Consider the following 14,333-nt stretch of genomic DNA (forward strand, 5'->3'; position numbering starts at 1 on the left):
GCCGCTACCGCGCCAGATCTGCCACGACAGCATCCAGCACGATCATGCCCGAGGCGGTGGCGCGCAGGCGTGAATTGCCGACGGGCGCGATCAGACCTTCTCCTTGCAGGATCGACATGCGCGGCGAAGAAAGCGCGCGGCCGGAAAGCCGCTCAAAGCGGTCGAGGTCGATGCCCTCGGCAAGCCGCAGCCCCATCAGCAGGAACTCGTCGGCTTCCTCGGAACGCGTCAGCGTCTCGCCGCCGATCACGCCGTGCCCTTTTGTTTCGACGAGATCGAGCCAGTTTTCCGGCATCTTCTCGGTGAAGGTGACGATGCGTCGGCCATCCTCGATGAAGCGGCCATGCGCGCCGGGGCCGACACCGACATATTCGCCATAGCGCCAATAGGTTAGATTGTGCCGGCTTTCCGCGCCGGGGCGGGCGTGGTTGGAAATCTCGTATGCAGGAAGCCCGCGCGCGGCGGTCACTTCCTGCGTGATCGCATAGAGCTCGGCGGAGGCTTCGGCATCCGGCAGCTCGAATTTATGCGCGGCATAGAGCGTGTGGAAGCGCGTGCCTTCCTCGATGGTCAGCTGGTAGAGCGACAGATGGTCGGCGGCATGGTCGATCGCCTGTTCGAGCTCGGCGCTCCATGCTTCCGGTGTCTGGCCGGGGCGGGCATAGATCAGGTCGAAGGACAGGCGCGGAAAAATTTCGCGCGCCAGCCCGATGGCGTGCAGCGCTTCGGAGACGTTGTGCAAGCGGCCGAGAAAGCGCAGGTCGGCGTCGTTCAGCGCCTGCACCCCGAGCGAGACGCGATTGACGCCGGCGGCGCGGTAGCCGCGAAAACGCTCGGCCTCCACCGACGAAGGATTGGCCTCCAGCGTGATCTCGATACCGTCCGGCACCGTCCAGTTCTTCGCCACGGCGTCCAGCACCCTGGCCACCGTCTCAGGCTTCATCAGCGAGGGCGTGCCGCCGCCGAGAAAGATGCTGGTGACGTCGCGCGGGCCGGTGCGCTCGCGCATCGTCGCAAGCTCTGTCTCGAAGGCGCTGGCAAAGCGCTCCTGGTCGACCGGCTGGTGGCGGACATGGCTGTTGAAGTCGCAGTAAGGGCATTTGGCCGCGCAGAAAGGCCAATGGATGTAGACGCCAAATCCCGGTTCGCTGCCCGTCAATGCCTTGTCCTTCACGCCGAGCCGAGCATGGCGCGGGCGAATTTCTGGAAGGCGCGGGCGCGGTGCGAAAGCGCGTCCGCCTGCCCTGGCTTCCAGCCATGCTTCTGCTCGGCCGTCATTTCGCCGAATGTCATATCGTGCCCGTCCGGCATGAAGACCGGATCATAGCCGAAACCCTTTTCTCCGCGCGGCGGCCACACCAGTGTGCCCTCGGCCTCGCCGCGGAAATATTCGGCATGCCCGTCCGGCCAGGCAACGCAGATGACGGCGACGAAACGGCCCTTGCGATCTTCAGGCTCGGTCGCGCCGACTTCATGAAGAGCCACTTCCGTGCGCTGCATGGCCATGCCGAAGTCGCGCGTTCCATCAGGCTTTTCCGCCCAATTGGCGGTGTAGACGCCCGGCTGGCCGCCAAGCGCATCGACGACAAGGCCGGAATCGTCCGACAGAGCCGGCAGGCCGGTCGCCTTGGCCGACGCGAAGGCCTTGATAAGTGCGTTTTCCTCAAAGGTCGTGCCGGTTTCGTCAGGTTCGGGCAGGTCGTATTCCTTGGCCGACTTGGCCTTGAAGCCGAAGGGCGCCATCAGGTCGGCGAATTCGCGCAGCTTGCCTTCATTGTGGCTGGCGACGACGATTTCCCGTTCGGTCAGAATGCGCATTCAAAGTCCCCAGATGCGTGGTTCGGCAAATTCTATCGAATTGCCGGAAGGGTCGCGGATGTAGATTGAGCGGCCTTCGTTTGGCCATTCGAAATCCGCCTCGATGGCGATACCTTTGGCTTCAAAGACGGCTTTCCACTGCACGATCTCGTCTGCGGTCGCGGCAAAGCACAGATGTCCTTCGCCTGTCGTGCCATGCGGTGGAATCGGCAGTTTCGCGCCGGCTGCCAGCTGGTTTCTGGTTGCTTCTGCGTTGAACAGCAAAAGCACGCCTGAGCCGCAGCGAAAGAATACGTGCCGCCCTTCGGCTTTCAAGATCAGGTCCAGCCCAAGCACTTCGCCATAGAACCGCTCAGCCTCGTCGAGGTCGGTGACGTAGAGCGCGGATTCGAGGATGGCGGAGGGCTGCATGGCGAACCTCAGGCCACCGCCATCTGCTGCAGGCTGACCAGCCGGGAAATACCCTTCTTGGCCAGCGCCATCAGCGCGGCGAATTCTTCTTCGGTGAAGGGGGCGCCTTCGGCGGTGCCCTGGATTTCGACGATGCCGCCCTTGCCGGTCATGACGAAATTGGAGTCGGTGCCGGCCGACGAATCCTCGAGATAGTCGAGATCCAGCACCGGCTGGCCGTCATGGATGCCGCAGGAAATGGCGGCGACGTGATCCTTCAGCACTTTGGAAACGCTGACCATCTGTCGCGCTTCCATCCAGCGCAGGCAGTCATGCAGTGCGATCCAGCCGCCGGTGATGGCGGCCGTGCGCGTGCCGCCATCGGCCTGGATGACGTCGCAGTCGACCGTGATCTGCATTTCGCCCAGCGCCTGCATGTCGACCACGGCGCGCAGCGAGCGGCCGATCAGCCGCTGGATTTCCAGCGTGCGGCCGCCCTGCTTGCCGGAAGAGGCTTCGCGGCGCATACGATCGCCGGTGGAACGCGGCAGCATGCCGTATTCGGCCGTCACCCAGCCCTTGCCGGTGTTGCGCATCCAGCCGGGCACCTTTTCCTCAAGGCTTGCGGTGCACAAGACATGGGTGTCGCCGAATTTGACCAGGCACGAGCCTTCCGCATGTTTGGAGACGTTGCGCTCGAAGGAGATGGCGCGCATTTCGTCGAATTGGCGTTTGGAAGGGCGCATACGGTTCTTTCTGTGAAAATTGGTGGAGTCGTCGCGGCTTGTAACGCCATGCCGTTTCCGGCGCAAAGGAAAACCGGGTTGGCCTCATGACCCCATGTTGTGTTCCGGCGCGAGCCATCTATATCTTGATTCCGGAGGTTTGGTGAAACCATGACGAAACCCGTACTGGATCCGACATTGCAATCGCTCGACATGCGCTCGCGCGATATTTTCCGACGCATCGTCGATTCCTACCTTTTGGACGGCGAGCCCGTCGGTTCACGCAGCCTGTCGCGCATGCTGCCGTCGTCGCTGTCGCCGGCCACCGTGCGCAATGTGATGAGCGACCTGGAGCATCTCGGCCTCGTCTATGCGCCGCATATCTCGGCCGGCCGCCTGCCGACGCAGAAGGGCCTGCGTTTTTTCGTCGATGCCTTCATGGAACTCGGCGACCTCTCGGACGAAGAGCGCCGGGTCATCGATGCGCAGGTCAAGGCGTCGGGCAGCGGCGCCACGCTGGAACAGATGCTGACGGAAGCCAGCCAGATGCTGTCGGGCATGTCGCGGGGCGCGGGCCTGGTGCTGGCGACCAAGAACGAGGTGCCGCTGAAGCATATCGAGTTCATCCAGCTCGAGCCGCAGCGCGCGCTGGCGGTGATGGTCTCGCAGAACGGCGATGTCGAGAACCGGGTCGTGGAACTGCCGCCCGGCGTCACCACCTCGCAGTTGCATGAGGCGTCGAACTATCTCAATGCCCATATCGGCGGGCGCACGCTGGCCGAAGCGAAAACCGAGATCGCGCGGCTGAAAGAAGAAACCAAGGCGGCACTCGACACGCTGTCGCAGGACCTTGTCGAAAAGGGCCTCGCCGTGTGGGGAGGCGGGGGCGTCGAGAGTGGCTTGCCGTCACGGCTCATCGTGCGCGGCCGCGCCAATCTGCTCGAGAATGTGACGGCGCAGGCCGATATCGAACTGCTGCGCCATCTCTTCGAGGATCTCGAGACCAAGGAGGGCATGGTCCAGCTTCTCGACCTTGCCGAAGCCGGCTCCGGCGTGCGGATATTCATCGGCTCGGAAAACAAGCTGTTTTCGCTCTCCGGTTCCTCGCTGGTCGTGGCACCCTATCGCGACAAGGACGCCCGCGTTGTCGGCGCGCTCGGCGTCATCGGCCCGACGCGGCTGAATTACGCCCGCATCGTGCCGATGGTGGATTACACCGCGCAGCTCATTTCACGCATGCTGCGTTGAGGCTGCTAGCGCACCCCGGATTTGCAAAAGCTCTCTGACAATCGCTTTCACCCTTGTGATGCGACAAAATGGCTCAGGCTGTGTATAGTCCGGTCACTGCAGGTCGCGGCTCGTCGAGCGGCATGTTTCGACGGCTCCCTAACCACCGCGACTTTCAAGCAGCGGAGGTATGAGAATGGCACAATTTCATGTCATGGCAGGCGCCGGCGAGACCTATAATCATGTCGCCGTGCGCAAGATCAGTTTTTCCGACGTAACCACGTCGCTCAGACAGGGCGCCGAGGATTTTTGGGAAAAACCGTCCCACTACGTGTTTCTATGTGTAATTTATCCGATCGTCGGCGTCGTGCTGGCGACCTGGACTTCCGGCAACAATGCCTTGCCGTTGCTGTTTCCGCTGATGTCCGGCTTTGCCCTGCTTGGGCCGATTGCCGCGATTGGACTCTATGAGATAAGCCGCCGCCGCGAACTCGGCATGGACACGTCATGGGTTCATGCCTTCGACGTTCGCCATTCGTCGGCGCTGCCGTCGATCGTCGCCGTCGGCATATGGCTGTTTGCGCTGTTCATTGCCTGGCTGCTCGTGGCCCAGGCGATCTATGCAATGACCTTCGGTTCCGAGCCGCCGACGTCGATCGGGCAGTTCGCAACCGACGTATTGACGACAGATCGCGGCTGGTCGCTGATCCTGTGGGGCAATCTGGTCGGGCTGGCATTCGCCATCGTTGCGCTCGCCACCACGGTCATTGCCTTCCCGCTGCTGCTCGACCGTGACGTCGGCGTGATTGCGGCGATGGAAGCCTCGGCCCGCGCGCTCATCGTCAACCCGCTGCCGATGCTGTTCTGGGGGCTTCTCGTGGCCGTCGGACTGGTCATCGGCTCGCTGCCGCTGTTTGCCGGACTTGCCGTTGTCATGCCGATATTCGGTCACGCGACCTGGCATCTCTACCGCAAGGTGGTGGAGCCGAGCGTGACTGCGAGCTCGAAAGCCGCCGAAAAGCGTCGGCGTTCGACCAAGCCAGTCGCAAAGCGAGCGTAGTACCTGCGCGCCATCGGGTGTAGGCTGTGGCATCGATCACAGGAGGCACGGATGGCACTGGAACAACTCAAGGCGCAGATAAGCCTCCTGCTCGAGCAGATGATCGAACAGCCCGAAGACGCTCATGAAGTGCATGAGCGTCTTCGCGAAAAGCTGAACGAATTGCGCGCCATGGGCATGCCGCTGCCCGATGATCTCGTCGAGCTTGAGCGGAAGCTGGACGCCGGCTTCTACGAAGAGGGCAGTTGACCTTTCGTGCCGGTCAACGCGTTCCCTGTAGCACCATGTCGAACTTGACGACGTTCGAATAGATCGGTGTGCCGACATCCATGCCATAGGGCGAGCGCAGGATTTTTCCCTGCACGCGGAAGGTTATCTTGCGCTTGGTGCGGTCGCTGACGCTGGCGTCGAACTGAGCCGGGCGCGTCTTACCGCGCGCCGTCAGGACGCCGTCTATGCGCGCGCTGCTGGCGCCCGTCTGCGTGATCCCGGTGGAACGGAACGAGATTTCGGGGAAATTCGCGACGTCGAACACCGCGTCGGAGCGCAGGAAGTTTTCCACGCGCGCCTCGCCGGTGCGCACGCTTGCCGGCAGCAGCGTGAAGCTGACATTCGATCGCCCGATATCCTTGCCGTCGATGCGGAATATGCCACGAAATTCCCCGAAATCACCGGCGATACCGCCGCCGCCGACCTGCGCCACGCTGAAGGCGATGCGTGAGGAAGGAGCGATGCTGTATTTGCCGGCAGCCTCCGCCAGCGGGTCGGCAAGGGCGGCATAGGGCAGGCCGGCCAATAGCGCGGCCAGACCGGCGCTCAGGATTGCGTTGCGTGGCGATTTCCAGACATGCGTCGGCATTGTCATCTCCCGGCGGCTTTCTGACCTTTGACGGTCCCGCGGTTTGGGCTTTCTGCGCCCGGTTGCAGCATGCGTTTGAGAATGCCGTCGCCGAGCCAGAAATGATGGCGAAGGGCAGCCAGCATGTGGCCGGCGGCGACGAGGGCCGTGCCATAGGCCAGCCATTCATGAACGTCGCGCCAGAAATGCTCGGCAGCTTCCGATCTTGCCAGCGGCAAATGCGGAATGACGAACATGTTGAAGGCGAACGTCGGAACTCCAAGCGTTGATGTCGAAACCAGTGCCCAACCAGCAAGAGGCACGGCGAGCATCAGCACATAGAGCGATGCTTGCACGAGCTTCGCGGCCAGCCATTCGGTCCGGCTGAAATCCCTTGGCCGCGCGGGTCGCCTACTGGCGAGCGCCCAAAACAACCGCAGCGCCGCGAGTCCCAGGATCAGGAAACCGAAGGATTTGTGCCACTGGATCAGTGTGAATTGCAGCGCCAAGCTCGCCACCCATTGCGTCGCGAGGCCGAGCAGTATCTGGCCGACGAACAATGCCGCGATCGTCCAGTGGAACAGGATCGCGATCAGCCCGTAGGCATTGTCTCTGTTGCGAAGCATCGGCGTCTCGGCACGCGGCGGTTACGACAGACAACGTTGCGCGTCTGGATATCTTCCGCCCTGGCCGAATAAATTGATAGGCCGCTGCCGATTTCTGGCCTATTTGCAGCGCGTAACGTCCGTGCGATTATCCGCCTCTGAAATTTGTCGAGTTCGATCCATGACCCTTGCAGGCTTCGTTACCTATGCCGGCGCGCTGGCCATTGCCGCCGCGATCCCCGGACCCGGCGTCACCGCACTGGTGGCGCGTGCCCTCGGCTCGGGATTCAGCTCGTCGCTTGCCATGTCGCTCGGGCTGATCTGCGGCGATCTTACCTATCTCACCGCCGTCGTGCTGGGTCTGGCTCTGGTGGCGCAGACCTTCGGCACCGTCTTCCTCGTCATCAAATGGCTCGGCGTCGCCTATCTCGCATATCTCGCCTGGACCTTCTGGACGAGCGGTATCACGCCGGAAAACATCGAGGCGCGGAAGGGCAAGGGCGGGCTGTTCACCAGCTTCCTGGCTGGGCTGACGGTGACGCTCGGCAACCCCAAGACGATGATCTTCTATCTGGCGCTGACGCCGACATTGGTCGACCTGCGCACGATAACGGTCGCAGACTACGGCATTCTGGCGGTGGTGACCGTGCTGGTCCTGCTCGTCGTTCTGGTGCCCTATCTGGCGCTGGCGGCGAAGGCGCGCTGGCTGTTGAAGACACCGCGTGCGCTAAGGACGCTGAACCGCACTGCCGCTGTTTTCATGGCGGGTGCCGCCGCAGCCATCGCCTCCCGCTGAAGGCCTATTTCGCGCCAAATTGTTCTCCAATGCGGCGCATATAGAAAACGATTTTCTGGAGTTCCGGCATTTTAAGCACGCCGCCCACTCGGTTTTTTCGGGCGGCGCGCCTATTGTTGCGTCCGAATTTCAATGTTGGAGCCATATCGATGAACAAGCCCGTCACCAGCGCGCGCGCCCCCGGCCGCGGCCGTGTCTACAACTCGATCACCGAGACGATCGGCGACACACCGCTGGTGCGTCTTGACAAATTCGCCAAGGAAACCGGCATCGTCGCTAACCTCATCGCCAAGCTCGAATTCTTCAACCCGATCGCCAGCGTCAAGGACCGCATCGGCGTTGCCATGATCGAGGCGCTGGAAGCCGCCGGCAAGATCACGCCCGGCAAGACCACGCTGATCGAGCCGACCTCCGGCAATACCGGCATCGCGCTGGCCTTTGCTGCTGCTGCCAAGGGCTACAAGCTTATCCTGACCATGCCCGAAACCATGTCGCTGGAGCGCCGCAAGATGCTGGCGCTGCTCGGCGCCGAGCTGGTGCTGACCGAAGGGCCGAAAGGCATGAAGGGCGCCATCGCCAAAGCCGACGAACTGGCCGCGACCCTGCCTGACGCGATCATTCCGCAGCAGTTCGAAAACCCGGCCAATCCTGAAATCCACCGCCAGACGACCGCCGAGGAAATCTGGAACGACACCCATGGCGAGGTCGATATCCTCGTTTCCGGCATCGGCACCGGCGGCACCATCACCGGCGTTGGGCAGGTGCTGAAGAAGCGCAAGCCCGGCGTACAGGTCATCGCGGTCGAGCCGGAAGCCTCGCCGGTACTGTCGGGCGGCCAGCCCGGCCCGCATAAGATCCAGGGCATCGGCGCCGGCTTTGCGCCGAAAATCCTCGACACCACGGTTTATGACGAGATCGTGCAGGTCTCCAACGATGATTCCATCACCAATGCCCGCCTCGTCGCCCGCCTCGAAGGCGTGCCGGTCGGCATCTCGTCGGGTGCTGCCCTTCAGGCGGCAATAGTCGTCGGCTCGCGTCCGGAAAATGCCGGCAAGAATCTTGTCGTCATCATCCCGTCCTTCGCCGAGCGGTATCTGTCGACCATTCTCTTCGAAGGCCTCGGCGGCTGAAAATTCAGGTGAGGCCGGCCTGCAAATGATGGTTGTCTGCGCTTCCGGTGCTCATGGACAGAATGTCCACTCCGCTCCGGTTCTCGAAAATCATCATTTTCGGCTCGGCCTGATCTGAATTCCGAACCGTCGCGATTATCCTGACTGGACCGGCGAAAAAACTGCGTGGCGCAGGCGTCGGCCGGTTGAGAATCCGCCGGTTTGCCTGTCATATCCCTGCCGACCGGTGCTGTGCCGGTTGGCGGAGATACCATGTACAAACTCTATACGCGTCCCGGCAGCGGCGGCTTCGTGGTCGAGGCAGCGCTCGAACTGGCGGCAGCACCATTCGAGCGGGTCAATGTCATCAAGTCCGCGCTGCCTGATCCCCATTTTCTGGAAATCAGCCCGCTCGGCCAGGTCCCCGTCCTGACATTGCCGGAGGGGCAGACGATGACGGAATCGGCGGCAATGTGCATCCTGCTGGCAGAGCGTCACGCCGACGCCGCGCTTGCGCCAGCGGCTGGCTCGCCCGCACGGGCTGACTTCCTGCGCTGGATGGCATTCCTGTCCTCGGTCCTGTATCCGGCGGTCCTGCGCTACTATTACGCTCCGCGCTACACGGCTGCTGCCGACGGCGCCGACGTCGTCAAGGAAGCGGCAATCGCCGAATTCGAGCGCGGTCTATCGATCATGGACGAGTGGCTCGAAGGACGCGACTGGCTGGCCGGCGACGATTTTTCCACGGCCGATGTCTACCTGCTGATGCTGGCGCACTGGCATCCTCAGTGGAGCGACACTCATATCGTCTGGCCGAATATCGAGCAGCTCTGCGCCGCGTTGCGGCAGCATCCGGTGATCCTGAAGCTGAACATCACACACGAACTGTGGTGAGCGCCTTCGGTTCAGTTTCTGAGGCGGGCGCGTCGACTTTGCAGAAACTTGCGGATCGCCGGGTCCGTTTCCAGCCCGATCGCCATGCCATAGGCCTCATGGGCTTCAAGCGGCTTCTGCGCTAAAGTCAGCAGTTCGGCGCGCGCGGCCCAGTAGGGTTGATAGGTCAGCAGCCGCTTGTCGTCGGCAAGCGTTCCCAGCAACGCCAGGCCGGCGCCCGTATCGCCCGCATGCGCCAGCGCGACCGCGTGGTTGATCGCCACGACCGGCGACTGCGTCATGCGTGACAGCGCCTCGTAAAACCGGGCGATCGCCTGCCAGTCCGTTTCGCCGGTCAGGCGGCGCGCGACATGCGCCGATTGCACCGCCGCTTCCAGCTGGTAGCGCCCGATCTTGCCCATGACGCCGGCGCGGCGCAGAAGCCCCTCGGCCTCGTCGATCAGCCCGCTATCCCACACTTTCGTGTCCTGCTCGGCCAAAGGCACATAGTCGCCATTGCTATCGCGCCGCGCAGCACGCCGCGCTTCGGCAAACAGCATCAGCGCCAGCAGCCCCAGCGTCTCCGGTTCATCCGGCATCAGCGAAGCGGTCAGCCGGCCGAGCCAGATGCCTTCGGTCGCGAGGTTCCTGCGCCGGCTTTCCGCACCAGTCGGGTCGGCCCAGCCCTCGGCAAAGGCGGCATAGATCGCCTCCAGCACTGCGTCCAGCCGCTCGTCGAGCGCGTCGCGCTCCGGGATGCGGAAGGGAATACCGGCCTCGCGAATGCGGTTCTTGGCGCGCACCAGCCGCTGGCCCATCGTCGCCGGTGAGACGAGGAAGGCCGAGGCGATAACGGCGGCATCGAAGCCAAGGATCGTCTGCAGGATGAGCGGCGCGCGGATGCTCGGCTCGATTGCCGGATGGGCGCAGGCAAACATCAGCCGCAGCCGCTCGTCGGGCAGGTCGTCTTCCATGGATGATGCCTCGATTTCCGCGGCGATCAGTTGCAGATGCGCGGCACCCTCGGCACTGGTCCTGCGCCGGCGGATCGCATCTACGGTGCGCCGCTGCGCCACCGCCACAAGCCAGCCTTCCGGATTGGCCGGGACGCCGCTTACCGGCCATTGTTCGAGTGCTGCCGCGAAGGCATCGGCGAGCGCATCCTCGGCAGCCGCGACATCGCCGCTGCGCGAGGCGAGGATGGCGACAAGCTTGCCGTAGCTGCGGCGCGCGGCTGCCTCTGCCGCCGCGCGTCCATCGCTTTCGGTTGCCGGCTGCTTCACTGCGCGACCGATGTCGCTTCCCATATCAGCCGAACCTCGATGGTGCCGTGGTTCGCACCGGGACAGCGCGCGGCCCAGGCGATTGCGGAATCAAGGTCTTCTGCCTCGATGATGTAGTAACCGCCGATCTGCTCGCGTGTTTCGGCATAAGGGCCGTCGAGAACACTCGTCTTTCCGTCGGCAATGCGCACCTGCGTGGTTGTTGCGCTCGGCGTCAGGCGGTCTCCGGCGAGATAGATGCCGGCTTTCTTCAGCGCCTCGTTGTAGGCGCCATAGGCGGCGAGCATTTCATAGCCCTTGTCCGCCGGGCTCTTCGGCATCTGGCTTTCGTCGAGGTGAATGAAAAGCATGTAGCGCATGGTCGTTTCCTCTTGTTTCGGGGCCGCACCGTTGCGTGCCGAACCAATGTCGCGCGGCCTCGCCCGATTTCGACAGGCGCCCGAGAAATCTTTCGTCCTCGATACGATATTGCGCAAGGGGCCGGTTTCAGCAGGGCGGGATCAGTCTTGATCCAGCTCGGGCACTTTGAGGATAACAGTGTTGTCCGGTCCGGCAGGCCGTCCGTCGTTGACACGGACATCCAGCCGAACCGGCAAGCCGGTATCCCGCTCGACGAGCTTTGAATGTTCTTCACCCGGCGCGAACAGATGCTGCTCGCCCCACTGCCTCAGCGCCACCATCACCGGGAAGAGGTCGCGTCCCATTGCGGTCAGGCGGTATTCCTGATGCGCACCGCCATCCGCCGCCGGAACCGCCTCCAGAATTCCGCGCGCAATCAGCGTGCGCAGCCGTTCGGAAAGGATGTTCTTGGCAATGCCGAGGCCCTTCTGGAATTCGCCGAAGCGCGTCAGCCCGTCGAACGCGTCGCGCACGATCAGCAGCGACCACCAGTCGCCGATCACATCCAGTGATCTGGCGCTCGGGCAGTAATCTCCCTTCAGGCTTCTCCGCTTGACCATGCCGTCTCCAATTTCGGTTGCATTATAAAACCTTCTTTGCTATCGATCAAATGGTTTCATAATAAAACCGATTCCATATTTGGAGCTTATAATGCGATCGACAAACGAGGTGGCGTCCGCCGGCGCTGCTAGCGCTGCTGCGCGTCTTCAGGCAGGCGAATTCGACAGGGGCAACGAGCGGCTTTCCTCCGGCCTGTCACGCCCTGTCGTGCTGCTTTTTGCCGTGGCGAGCGGACTTGCCGTGGCCAATGCCTATTTCGCCCATCCGCTGCTCGACGTGATGGCCGACGATCTCGGCATCGCTCGCGCCACCGCCGGACTGATTGTCGGCTTCACCCAACTCGGCTACGGGCTGGGGCTCGTGCTGCTGGTGCCGCTCGGCGATCTGATCGACCGGCGCAAGCTGGTGGTCGGCCAGTCGCTTCTTTCGGTGCTGGCGCTCGTCTCGGTGGGGTTCTCGACAACGGGCGCCATGCTGCTGGCGTCCATGGCGGCGATGGGCTTGATGGCTGTCGTCACCCAGGCTCTTGTCGCTTATGCCGCAAGCCTGGCGCGGCCGGCCGAGCGTGGGCAGGTGGTCGGCGTCGTCACCAGCGGCATCGTGCTCGGCATTCTGCTTGCACGTACCGTGGCAGGAACGCTCACCGATCTCTCGGGCTGGCGCACGGTCTACTTCGTTTCAGCCGTGCTGACGCTGATCATTGCCGCACTGCTCTACAAAGTGCTGCCGGCGCAGGAGGCGCGGGACAAGCGCATGTCATATCCGCGCCTGATCGGCTCGCTCTTCACGCTATTTGTTGAAGAGCCGGTGCTTCGCATCCGGGCGATCATCGCCATGCTGATCTTTGCCGATATCACGACGCTGCTGACACCCTTGGTGCTGCCGCTCAGCGCGCCGCCTTTCTCGCTGTCGCACACAGCCATCGGCCTTTTCGGTCTGGCAGGCGCCGCAGGAGCACTCGGCGCGGCGAGGGCAGGGCGCTGGGCCGATCGCGGCTACGGCCAGCGCACCACCGGCATTGCGCTGACGCTGATGCTTGTCGCTTGGTTGCCGATTGCGCTGCTGCCGCATTCGATCCTGTGGCTGATCGCCGGCGTTCTGATCATCGATTTCGGCCTGCAGGCCGTGCACGTCACCAATCAGGGCATGATCTATCGCGTCCGGCCCGAAGCGCAGAGCCGGCTGACTGCGGCCTATATGGTCTTCTATTCGATCGGTAGCGCCCTTGGTTCCTCGCTGTCGACGATGGTCTACGTCTATGCCGGGTGGACCGGCGTCTGCCTGCTCGGAGCCGGCATCAGCGCTCTGGCGATCGCCTTCTGGGCTGCGACGCTGAACGCGACGCCCGCAACCGCCACGCAGGCGACAGGGAGCAACTGACGTTGCGTGGGAGAACTGCCGAAGCCCTTTCTAAACCCTTCGTCGCACAAGCGAAGATTGCGGGTTGGCATTTCGCGCCCGCTGTCTAAACTCGCGCCGGTTGTGCCGGGTGGAGCGGTGGCGCGGCAAGGAAACTCGAGGGAGGAAATTGCATGCTTAATCTGAAAACGAAGATTCTGGCCGCCGGCGCTGTCGTGCTGTCGCTCAGCATGGGAAGCGTCTCTGTCAGGGCGGCCGAATTCATCAATGTGCTGACCGGCGGCACCTCGGGCGTCTATTACCCGCTCGGCGTGGCGCTGTCGGAAATCTACGGCAAGGGCATCGAGGGCGCACGCACGCAGGTGCAGGCAACCAAGGCGTCGGTCGAAAACCTCAATTTGCTCCAGCAGGGCAAGGGCGAGATCGGCTTTTCGCTGGGCGATTCCGTGAAGCTCGCTGTCGAAGGCCACAAGGAAGCCGGCTTCCCCGGCAAGCTCGACAAACTGCGCGGCATTGCCGCCATCTATCCGAATTACATCCAGATCGTGGCGAGTGCCGATTCCGGCATCAAGACCTTGGCCGACCTGAAGGGCAAGAGCCTGTCGGTCGGCGCGCCGGCTTCCGGCACCGAGCTCAATGCGCGGGCGATCTTCGAGGCTGCGGGCCTGAAATATGAGGATCTCGGCAAGGTCGAATATCTGCCCTTCGCCGAATCCGTCGAACTCATCAAGAACCGCCAGCTCGACGCCACGCTGCAATCTGCCGGCCTTGGCGTCGCCTCGATCCGCGATCTTGCGACGTCGCTCAAGATCAACGTCGTGGCGGTGCCGAAGGCCGATGTCGAAAAGATCGGCACGCCCTATCTGTCGGTCATCATTCCGGCCGGCACTTATGACGGCCAGGAGGCCGATGTCGAAACGGCGGCCGTCGGCAATTTCCTCATCACCCATGACGGCGTCTCCGACGAGACCGCCTATCAGATGACCAAGCTTCTGTTCGACAATCTCGACAAGCTGACGGCAGCCCATGCCGCCGCCAAGGCGATCGATCCGGCCAAGGCGCTCGATGGCATGCCCGTGCCGCTGCATCCGGGCGCCGAGCGTTATTATAAGGAAAAGGGGCTGTTGAAGTAGTTCCACCAACGCAACCAGCACATTGAACCTGACCACCCCCCTCTGGCCTGCCGGCCATCTCCCCCTCAAGGGGGGAGATCAGCAGCTTCGGCAGCCGCGCCTGTCCTTCAATGTTGACGATTGGCGAATGCCACAGAGACAGCTGATCTCCCTCCTT

General features: G+C 62.9%; 18 protein-coding genes. 8 read left to right on the plus strand and 10 right to left on the minus strand.

Annotation, left to right across the window (positions count from 1 at the left end; translation table 11 throughout):
- Nucleotides 1-4: 4 nt before the first annotated feature.
- Genes hemW through rph form a run of 4 tightly spaced genes read right to left on the minus strand, consistent with a single transcriptional unit; the run spans nt 5 to nt 2,954 of the window.
- Nucleotides 5-1,159: a radical SAM family heme chaperone HemW gene (gene hemW / locus G6N74_RS23775; protein ID WP_165120493.1), complete on the minus strand. Its 1,155-nt coding sequence runs from the start codon at nt 1,157-1,159 to the stop codon at nt 5-7.
- A gap of 11 nt (nt 1,160-1,170) precedes the next feature.
- Nucleotides 1,171-1,818, minus strand: coding sequence for an RdgB/HAM1 family non-canonical purine NTP pyrophosphatase (rdgB, locus tag G6N74_RS23780; RefSeq protein ID WP_165120494.1), 648 nt, complete (start codon nt 1,816-1,818; stop codon nt 1,171-1,173).
- Nucleotides 1,819-2,229, minus strand: coding sequence for a VOC family protein (locus G6N74_RS23785; protein ID WP_165120495.1), 411 nt, complete (start codon nt 2,227-2,229; stop codon nt 1,819-1,821). It lies immediately after the preceding gene.
- A gap of 8 nt (nt 2,230-2,237) precedes the next feature.
- Nucleotides 2,238-2,954 carry a ribonuclease PH gene (gene rph / locus G6N74_RS23790; protein ID WP_165120496.1) on the minus strand — a complete coding sequence of 239 codons (717 nt, stop codon included), beginning with the start codon at nt 2,952-2,954 and terminating at the stop codon, nt 2,238-2,240.
- Between the two features lie 150 nt (nt 2,955-3,104).
- Between rph and hrcA the strand changes: the two genes are divergently transcribed.
- The 3 genes from hrcA to G6N74_RS23805 all read left to right on the plus strand — a co-directional run bounded on the left by hrcA (nt 3,105) and on the right by G6N74_RS23805 (nt 5,469).
- Complete coding sequence (gene hrcA, locus G6N74_RS23795; RefSeq protein ID WP_165120497.1) at nt 3,105-4,181, plus strand: heat-inducible transcriptional repressor HrcA; 1,077 nt, start codon at nt 3,105-3,107, stop codon at nt 4,179-4,181.
- Nucleotides 4,182-4,356: 175 nt separating this feature from the next.
- Nucleotides 4,357-5,220, plus strand: coding sequence for a DUF2189 domain-containing protein (locus G6N74_RS23800; RefSeq protein WP_165120498.1), 864 nt, complete (start codon nt 4,357-4,359; stop codon nt 5,218-5,220).
- 51 nt (nt 5,221-5,271) lie between these two features.
- The gene (locus tag G6N74_RS23805) at nt 5,272-5,469 is read left to right on the plus strand and encodes a hypothetical protein (RefSeq protein WP_165120499.1); all 198 of its coding nucleotides are present in this window, start codon (nt 5,272-5,274) and stop codon (nt 5,467-5,469) included.
- A gap of 13 nt (nt 5,470-5,482) precedes the next feature.
- Here the strand turns inward: G6N74_RS23805 and G6N74_RS23810 are convergent, their stop codons facing one another.
- Together G6N74_RS23810 and G6N74_RS23815 are read right to left on the minus strand one after the other, a co-directional pair.
- Nucleotides 5,483-6,079 (minus strand): YceI family protein, encoded by a 597-nt coding sequence (locus G6N74_RS23810; RefSeq protein WP_165120500.1) that lies wholly within the window; start codon nt 6,077-6,079, stop codon nt 5,483-5,485.
- A gap of 2 nt (nt 6,080-6,081) precedes the next feature.
- Entirely contained in the window at nt 6,082-6,684 is a 603-nt protein-coding gene (locus G6N74_RS23815) for a cytochrome b (RefSeq protein WP_165120501.1), read from the minus strand.
- 160 nt (nt 6,685-6,844) lie between these two features.
- Here G6N74_RS23815 and G6N74_RS23820 point away from each other — a divergent pair, with 160 nt between their 5' ends.
- Nucleotides 6,845-7,459 carry a LysE family translocator gene (locus G6N74_RS23820; protein ID WP_165120502.1) on the plus strand — a complete coding sequence of 205 codons (615 nt, stop codon included), beginning with the start codon at nt 6,845-6,847 and terminating at the stop codon, nt 7,457-7,459.
- Nucleotides 7,460-7,463: 4 nt separating this feature from the next.
- On the opposite strand, the gene G6N74_RS23825 is transcribed toward G6N74_RS23820, so the two are convergent.
- Nucleotides 7,464-7,616, minus strand: a complete 153-nt coding sequence (locus G6N74_RS23825) for a hypothetical protein (RefSeq protein ID WP_165120503.1) — start codon at nt 7,614-7,616, stop codon at nt 7,464-7,466.
- On the opposite strand from G6N74_RS23825, the gene cysK reads away from it, so the two are divergent.
- Nucleotides 7,609-8,589 carry a cysteine synthase A gene (cysK, locus tag G6N74_RS23830; RefSeq protein ID WP_165120504.1) on the plus strand — a complete coding sequence of 327 codons (981 nt, stop codon included), beginning with the start codon at nt 7,609-7,611 and terminating at the stop codon, nt 8,587-8,589. The two genes, G6N74_RS23825 and cysK, sit on opposite strands and share 8 nt — an antisense overlap.
- 252 nt (nt 8,590-8,841) lie before the next feature.
- Nucleotides 8,842-9,462 (plus strand): glutathione S-transferase family protein, encoded by a 621-nt coding sequence (locus G6N74_RS23835; RefSeq protein ID WP_165120505.1) that lies wholly within the window; start codon nt 8,842-8,844, stop codon nt 9,460-9,462.
- A gap of 11 nt (nt 9,463-9,473) precedes the next feature.
- Here G6N74_RS23835 and G6N74_RS23840 read toward each other — a convergent pair whose 3' ends face one another.
- The 3 genes from G6N74_RS23840 to G6N74_RS23850 form a co-directional block, all read right to left on the minus strand.
- On the minus strand, nt 9,474-10,748 hold the full coding sequence (locus tag G6N74_RS23840; protein WP_165120506.1) for an RNA polymerase sigma factor: 1,275 nt from the start codon (nt 10,746-10,748) through the stop codon (nt 9,474-9,476).
- Nucleotides 10,721-11,083 carry a YciI family protein gene (locus tag G6N74_RS23845; protein WP_165120507.1) on the minus strand — a complete coding sequence of 121 codons (363 nt, stop codon included), beginning with the start codon at nt 11,081-11,083 and terminating at the stop codon, nt 10,721-10,723. The genes G6N74_RS23840 and G6N74_RS23845 overlap by 28 nt, the downstream gene beginning before the upstream one ends.
- 141 nt (nt 11,084-11,224) lie before the next feature.
- Nucleotides 11,225-11,683 carry a winged helix-turn-helix transcriptional regulator gene (locus G6N74_RS23850; protein WP_165120508.1) on the minus strand — a complete coding sequence of 153 codons (459 nt, stop codon included), beginning with the start codon at nt 11,681-11,683 and terminating at the stop codon, nt 11,225-11,227.
- A 91-nt stretch (nt 11,684-11,774) separates the two neighbouring features.
- Between G6N74_RS23850 and G6N74_RS23855 the strand changes: the two genes are divergently transcribed.
- Nucleotides 11,775-13,064 (plus strand): MFS transporter, encoded by a 1,290-nt coding sequence (locus G6N74_RS23855; protein WP_165120509.1) that lies wholly within the window; start codon nt 11,775-11,777, stop codon nt 13,062-13,064.
- 152 nt (nt 13,065-13,216) lie between these two features.
- Entirely contained in the window at nt 13,217-14,176 is a 960-nt protein-coding gene (locus G6N74_RS23860) for a TAXI family TRAP transporter solute-binding subunit (protein ID WP_165120510.1), read from the plus strand.
- The last annotated feature ends 157 nt before the right edge of the window (nt 14,177-14,333 follow it).

Source organism: Mesorhizobium zhangyense, from assembly GCF_011045115.1.
Lineage (GTDB): Bacteria > Pseudomonadota > Alphaproteobacteria > Rhizobiales > Rhizobiaceae > Mesorhizobium_M > Mesorhizobium_M zhangyense.